The 6,443-nt window shown below is 60.4% G+C and carries 6 protein-coding genes; 3 read left to right on the forward strand and 3 right to left on the reverse strand.

From position 1 onward, the window contains the following. Positions 1–116: 116 nt before the first annotated feature. Positions 117–521, reverse strand: coding sequence for a DNA-directed RNA polymerase subunit omega (rpoZ, locus tag GGD57_RS24650; RefSeq protein WP_003574261.1), 405 nt, complete (start codon positions 519–521; stop codon positions 117–119). Positions 522–817: 296 nt separating this feature from the next. Between rpoZ and GGD57_RS24655 the strand changes: the two genes are divergently transcribed. Then, the gene (locus tag GGD57_RS24655; protein ID WP_010065637.1) at positions 818–1,399 is read left to right on the forward strand and encodes an NYN domain-containing protein; all 582 of its coding nucleotides are present in this window, start codon (positions 818–820) and stop codon (positions 1,397–1,399) included. A gap of 80 nt (positions 1,400–1,479) precedes the next feature. On the opposite strand, the gene smpB is transcribed toward GGD57_RS24655, so the two are convergent. Continuing rightward, a complete protein-coding gene (gene smpB, locus GGD57_RS24660; RefSeq protein WP_085736719.1) occupies positions 1,480–1,959 on the reverse strand; it encodes an SsrA-binding protein SmpB in 480 nt (159 codons plus the stop codon). 194 nt (positions 1,960–2,153) lie between these two features. Continuing rightward, entirely contained in the window at positions 2,154–3,038 is an 885-nt protein-coding gene (dapA, locus tag GGD57_RS24665) for a 4-hydroxy-tetrahydrodipicolinate synthase (protein ID WP_184472834.1), read from the reverse strand. A 212-nt stretch (positions 3,039–3,250) separates the two neighbouring features. Here dapA and GGD57_RS24670 point away from each other — a divergent pair, with 212 nt between their 5' ends. Both GGD57_RS24670 and GGD57_RS24675 read left to right on the forward strand, forming a co-directional pair. Further along, positions 3,251–5,326: a lytic transglycosylase domain-containing protein gene (locus GGD57_RS24670; protein WP_184472835.1), complete on the forward strand. Its 2,076-nt coding sequence runs from the start codon at positions 3,251–3,253 to the stop codon at positions 5,324–5,326. A gap of 65 nt (positions 5,327–5,391) precedes the next feature. After that, positions 5,392–6,288 carry an alpha/beta fold hydrolase gene (locus GGD57_RS24675; protein ID WP_184472836.1) on the forward strand — a complete coding sequence of 299 codons (897 nt, stop codon included), beginning with the start codon at positions 5,392–5,394 and terminating at the stop codon, positions 6,286–6,288. The last annotated feature ends 155 nt before the right edge of the window (positions 6,289–6,443 follow it).

The raw sequence follows: 6,443 nt of genomic DNA on the forward strand, positions 1-6,443 counted from the left end.
TAAAGGCGCAAGATTGACGATTGGTAATCATCGCTCTTTTGCATCGCATGAAACCTTTTCCGATCCTTGCGAACCGGGGGATCGCACCAAGGCGATCCCGGGATCAGCCTGCGCGCTTAGTAGTCGTCGCTCTTTTCCGGCGGCACCAGGCCTTCGATGCCGGCAAGCAGTTCTTCTTCCGACATCTGGTCGAAAGTGATCGTTTCCGGCAGGTCGTCCTGCTCTTCGCTGTCGGCTGCGGCAACACCGCCGGCGGCGATCATGCTTGCCGGATCGGGCTCGGGCTCGTCGACTTCGACATGCTTCTGCAGCGAATGGATCAGATCTTCCTTGAGATCATCGGGCGAAAGCGTCTCGTCGGCGATTTCGCGCAGGGCCACGACCGGGTTCTTGTCGTTGTCGCGATCGATGGTGATCGAGGCGCCCTGGGAAATCAGCCGGGCGCGGTGGCTGGCGAGCAGAACCAGCTCGAAGCGGTTCTCCACCTTGTCGATGCAATCTTCAACTGTGACACGGGCCATTGCCTGTCCTTTACGGTCGTCATTTCGGGATTAGCACGCCCGATACAATTAAAACCGGGCAAATACAAGTTTTTCATTCCGGCTCCCCTCGTCTTTATCCGCGGCCGAGCTAAATTTCCATGGAGAACGTCACAATTCCACCTATGGTTGCTTGGAATATGCCGAATCGTGCCCTAAATCTCTCATATATGAATAATTGATAAAGTATGGATCAGATCGAAATAGAAACAGAAGTGATTGTTTTTATTGAATTTAGCTCCTGCTGATTTCGATTGCTCTCATTGGATTGGTAAGCCATGTTTGACCCACGCGAAAAAATTGCACTCTTCATTGACGGCGCCAACCTCTACGCTGCATCCAAGAGCCTCGGCTTCGACATCGATTACCGCAAGCTCTTGAAAGCATTTCAGAAACGCGGCTATCTCCTGCGTGCCTACTATTATACGGCTCTGATCGAAGATCAGGAATATTCGTCGATCCGGCCTTTGATCGACTGGCTCGACTATAACGGCTACAAGGTCGTCACCAAGCCCGCCAAGGAATTCACAGATTCCATGGGCCGCCGAAAGATCAAGGGCAACATGGACATCGAGCTTGCGATCGACGCCATGGAACAATCGGAAACGGTCGATCATCTCGTGATCTTCTCCGGCGACGGCGACTTCACCAACCTCGTCGAGGCGTTGCAGCGCAGGGGCCGCAAGGTCTCGGTGATCTCGACCATGGCGACCCAGCCGCCGATGATCGCCGACGACCTGCGCCGCCAGGCCGATCATTTCATCGATCTCTTGTCGTTGAAGGCTGAAATCGGTCGGGACCCCGCCGAGCGCGCGCCACGCCAAGCCGAAGTCGCCCCGGCGAGCGACTTCGAGGACTGATCTTACCGCTTATCTCGAATCGAGCGACAGCAACGCCACGATTGCCGTGCGAAACGGCAATCGTCAGTCAGCCGATGTGGTCAGCCATTATCTTTCAGCAGGCGGCTCTTCTGCCGGTTCCAATCGCGTTCTTTCTCCGACTCGCGCTTGTCGTGCAATTTCTTGCCCTTGGCGAGCGCCAGCTCCATCTTCGCCCGACCGCGGTCGTTGAAATAGATCTTCAGCGGGATCAGCGTCATGCCCTCGCGGTTGACGGCAGAGCGCAAGCGATGGATCTCACGACCCGACAGCAGCAGCTTGCGGCGGCGGCGCGGCTCGTGATTGAAGCGGTTGGCCTGCAGATATTCCGGCAGGTAGGAATTGATCAGCCAGATTTCGCCGTCCTCATCCGATGCATAGGATTCGGCGATATTGGCTTTGCCTTCGCGCAACGACTTGACCTCGGTACCCATCAGCACCAGGCCCGCCTCATAGGTATCGATGATCTCGTAGTTGAAGCGGGCCTTGCGGTTTTCGGCCACGACCTTGTTCACCACGCGCTGGCTGCCTTTGGGGGCCATGACGACATTCCATTGCTTAGCGCATCGTCCTTCCCAATCGGATCGTTTCCTGGGGAACGCGATGCGCAGTCTCAACTGTGCGGTATCCCCTGCCCGTCCGAAGACACACGGTTCCGCAGGGCGCGACAAGCCGCGCCCCATTCATTGCCCTTATGTAAGGGAATGGCCCGGCCTTGTGAAGACGGCCGGTCTCTTCAGTTCAGCAGGCCCGCATGGCGCAGGGCGGCATCGATCGCCGCTTCCGTTGCCGGCTCCAGCGTCGACAGCAGCGGCGAACGGACGTTGCGGCTCATGCGGCCAAGCCTGGAGAGGCCGTATTTGGCGCCGCAAAGACCCGGCTCGAGGAAGATCGCCTTGTGCAGCGGCATCAGCCGGTCCTGATATTCCAGCGCACTGCTATAGTCGCCTTTCAAGGTTGCCGCCTGGAAATCGGCGCAGAGGCGCGGGGCGACATTGGCCGTCACCGAAATGCAGCCGACACCGCCATGGGCGTTGAAGCCGAGCGCGGTGGCGTCCTCGCCGGACAGCTGCCGGAAATCCGTACCGCAAGTGATGCGCTGTTCGGAGACCCGTTCGATCTTGCCCGTCGCATCCTTGACCCCGACGATATTCCGATGCGCCTTGGCAAGCGCACCCATCGTTTCCGGCGTCATGTCGACCACCGAGCGGCCGGGGATATTATAGATATAGATCGGCAGATCGACGGCCTCTGCAATCGCCGAAAAATGCGCGATCAAGCCCTTCTGCGTCGGCTTGTTGTAATAGGGGGTGACGACCAGAACGGCGTCCGCGCCGACCTTTTCGGCGTGCTGGGCAAGTTCGATCGCCTCACGCGTATTGTTCGAACCGGCGCCGGCCATGACCGGAACGCGTTTTGCAGCAACCGCGATGCAGAGTTCCACGACCCGCTTGTGTTCGGCATGCGACAGCGTCGGAGATTCGCCTGTGGTGCCGACCGGAACGAGACCGCCGCTGCCTTCCTTGATCTGCCAGTCGACATGCGCGGCGAAGCTGTCTTCGTCGATCAGTCCGGCATCTGTGAAAGGGGTGACGAGGGCGGGAATGGACCCATTGAACATGCGAAGCTCCTCACGACCAAATCCTTGCTTCGGCCGCATTCCATGAATATTTTGCGCACCATAGAGCGCCGAAATCACGGCGACAAGCGCGTAGAGTTCGGTTTAGGGCAAATTCCGATAGCAGATGTGAATGAATTTTACCTGGTACGGTAAGGTTTCGTTAAGATGCCTCTAGCCAAATGGCAGGGCGTGTTTTCGTTGCGAGATCCCGGATGAAGAAAGCTGTCCTGATTCTGTCCGCCTTCGGCTTTGTTGCCGCCGCGTGGGGCAGTGTAGCGTCGCCGCTTCCGGGCGAGAGCACGCCCGTGCCCGGCGTCAAGCCGCTCGGCTTCATTCCCGAAACGTCAATGCCGGAATCGATCACAACAGGCGCCATTCCGCGCAATCCGGCCGTCGCGCCTGTCAACAGCGACCTGAAAGCCGGCCTCGACGCGCTTTCCGACAAGAACCCGCAGCTGGCGCTGTCGATCCGCGACAGCATGCCCGACGGTACGCTCGACCGCCATATCCTGACCTGGGCGATCGCCGTTTCCGGATTGAAGGGCGTTCCCTCCTATGAAATCGCCAGCGCCGGGCAAGAGCTGAAGAGCTGGCCCGGCCTTTCGCGGCTGCGCGCCTATTCCGAACGCGCGCTCTATGACGAAAACCCCGCCCCCTCAGCCGTGCTCGCCGCCTTCGGCGATACCGCGCCGGAGACGATGCAGGGCGCCGTCATCCTCGGCCGGGCGCTGGTTGCCTCAGGCAGGCAAGCGCAGGCGGCAAAATATATCCGCAAGGTCTGGCGCGGCGAGGCTCTCGACAAGGCGACCGAGGACAAGATCCTCATCGAATTCTCAGCGTTGCTGACGCCGGCCGACCACAAGGCGCGGATGGACTATCTGATGTATCGCGGCCGCGTGGCGCAGGCCAAGCGCTTCGGCGACATGGGTGAGGCGCAGTCGCTCTACAAGGCCTGGTCCGCCGTCGACGCCAAGGCCGGCAATGCCGGCGCACTGCTCAACGCTGTCGATGCAAAATGGCGCGGCGATCCCGGCCTGCTGTTTGCGCGGATCGAATATCTGCGCAAGCAGGACAAATATGCCGAGGCGGCAGCGCTTCTGGAGCAGATGCCGCCCGAGCGCAGCGAACTCGTCAATTCCGGCGAGTGGTGGAACGAGCAGCGTATCGTCAGCCGCGGTCTGGTCGACCAGGGACAGTTCAAGCCTGCCTACCGTATCGTCGCCAATTACGCCGCAACGAGCCCGACGGATATCGTCGAAGCCGAGTTCCATGCCGGATGGTACGCGCTTCGCGGCCTGCAGGATCCGACAACCGCGGAAAAACACTTCCGCAAGATCCTCCAGACATCAAACGGGCCCATCTCGGTTTCCCGCGCCTGGTATTGGCTGGGTCGAGCGGCAGAAGCCGGAGGCCCCGGCAAATCCGACGAATTCTATGCGAAGGCTGCGACCTTCCCCGGCACCTTCTATGGCCAGCTCGCGGCCGAACGGCTGGGCCGAAAGACGTTGAACGTTACCTATCCCGCGCCGAGCACGGCCGACCAAGAGCGCTTCCAGGCACGCGAAGCGGTGCAGGCGATCGCCCGGCTGGAGGCCGCAGGCCATGGATGGCGGGCCGACATTCTCTATCTCGCACTCGCCGACCAACTGCAGAGCCCCGGCGAGTTGGCCGTGCTTGCTGCAAAGGCCGAACAATCCGGCGACCATCATCTATCGCTGCAGATCGGCAAGATCGCCTATGGGCGCGGCATCGATGTCGCTGCACTCGCCTTTCCGGTCGGCGTCATCCCGGCGAATGCCAATATCTCCGGCTCCGGCAAGGCACTCGCCTATGCCATCGCCCGACAGGAAAGCGCCTTCAACCCAGCCGCCGTTTCCGCGGCGAACGCGCGGGGATTGCTGCAGCTTCTGCCGGGGACGGCCCAGGCGGTGGCCAAGCGCCACAACATCGCCTATTCGAAAGACAAGCTGACGGCCGATGCCGGTTATAACGCCACGCTCGGTGCTCATTATCTCGGCGAGCAGATCGACGCCTTCGGCGGCTCCTATATCCTCACTTTCATTGCCTACAATGCCGGACCGAAGCGGGTGCCGGAATGGATCGGCCGCTACGGCGATCCGCGCGGCAAGCCAATCGACGAGATCGTCGACTGGATCGAGCGCATCCCCTTCCCCGAAACGCGGAATTACGTCCAGCGGGTGATGGAGAATTACGAAGTGTACAAGGCTCGCCTCGGCCAGTCGACCGACATCGAGCGCGACCTCATCAGTGGACGCAGCGCTTCCTGAAGCCGTTTGGCGCGGGTGGAAAAGCAGGCTACATCTTCGGGATCGAACAGATCTCGAGGGATGCCATGCCGGATACTTACGCAAGCGGTTTCCAGGAACGATTTTATACGTCTTCCGATGGACTGAAGCTTTATGCCCGCGACTATAGCCCGAGTGAGGCGGCAACCGCGGGACGGCTGCCGGTCGTCTGCCTGCCCGGCCTGACCCGCAATACGCGGGATTTTCATCCGCTGGCGCTGCTTCTCTCCCAGGACGTAACAGCACCACGCAGGGTGATCGCTTTCGATTCGCGCGGGCGGGGAAACTCGGCATGGGATGAGAACAAGGCGAACTACAATCTCGCCATCGAGGCCGGCGACGTCGTCGCTGCCTGCCAGGCGCTCGGCATCGAGCGGGCGGTCTTCATCGGCACGTCCCGGGGCGGGCTGATTCTGCATCTGATCGCGGCGACACGGCCGGATCTTCTCGAAGCCGTGATCCTCAATGATATCGGGCCGGTTATCGAGGCCAGGGGGCTGGTGCTGATCCGCGACTACCTCAACGGCGGCAGAAGTCCTGCGGACTGGCGCGAGGCGGTCGATATACTGCACGAAATTCATGGCACGTCGTTTACCACGCTTGCAGAGCAAGACTGGCGGGAGATGGCGCTTGCCCTCTATCGAGACGTCGGGGGAAAACCGGTCGCCGATTTCGACCCTGCGATCGCCGAAGCACTGAAATCGATCGATTTCAGCCAGCCCCTGCCCGATCTCTGGGAACAGTTCGAGAAGCTGAACCAGCTGCCGCTGATGCTGATCCGCGGCGAAAATACATCGCTGCTCTCACAGGAAACCGCAAACGAAATGGCACGGCGTCATTCGACGTTGATCCTTCACGCTGCCGAAGGACAAGGACACGCGCCGCTGCTGCATCTCGGCGATACCTCCGCGGCGATTCGAACCTTTCTCGCCTCTTGCCGATAATCTTATTGAAGCCAAAGTAGCTCGCATCAAGAGCCCGCCGGCTCGTTCGCCATGCGTCGAAATCGGCATAGGGGGCGATCGCTGTGATCGCACCCCTGCCACACCACCCGGCATGCGGGTCCGCACCGGGCGGTTCGAGAGATTGAGGTTTATGC

Source organism: Rhizobium esperanzae (assembly GCF_014197615.1).
Lineage (GTDB): Bacteria > Pseudomonadota > Alphaproteobacteria > Rhizobiales > Rhizobiaceae > Rhizobium > Rhizobium esperanzae_A.

Excerpts from the sequence above, each read along its gene's own strand:
- rpoZ (WP_003574261.1), bottom strand. The coding sequence starts at position 521 with ATGGCCCGTGTCACAGTTGAAGATTGCATCGACAAGGTGGAGAACCGC.
- GGD57_RS24655 (WP_010065637.1), top strand. The coding sequence starts at position 818 with ATGTTTGACCCACGCGAAAAAATTGCACTCTTCATTGACGGCGCCAAC.
- smpB (WP_085736719.1), bottom strand. The coding sequence starts at position 1,959 with ATGGCCCCCAAAGGCAGCCAGCGCGTGGTGAACAAGGTCGTGGCCGAA.
- dapA (WP_184472834.1), bottom strand. The coding sequence starts at position 3,038 with ATGTTCAATGGGTCCATTCCCGCCCTCGTCACCCCTTTCACAGATGCC.
- GGD57_RS24670 (WP_184472835.1), top strand. The coding sequence starts at position 3,251 with ATGAAGAAAGCTGTCCTGATTCTGTCCGCCTTCGGCTTTGTTGCCGCC.
- GGD57_RS24675 (WP_184472836.1), top strand. The coding sequence starts at position 5,392 with ATGCCGGATACTTACGCAAGCGGTTTCCAGGAACGATTTTATACGTCT.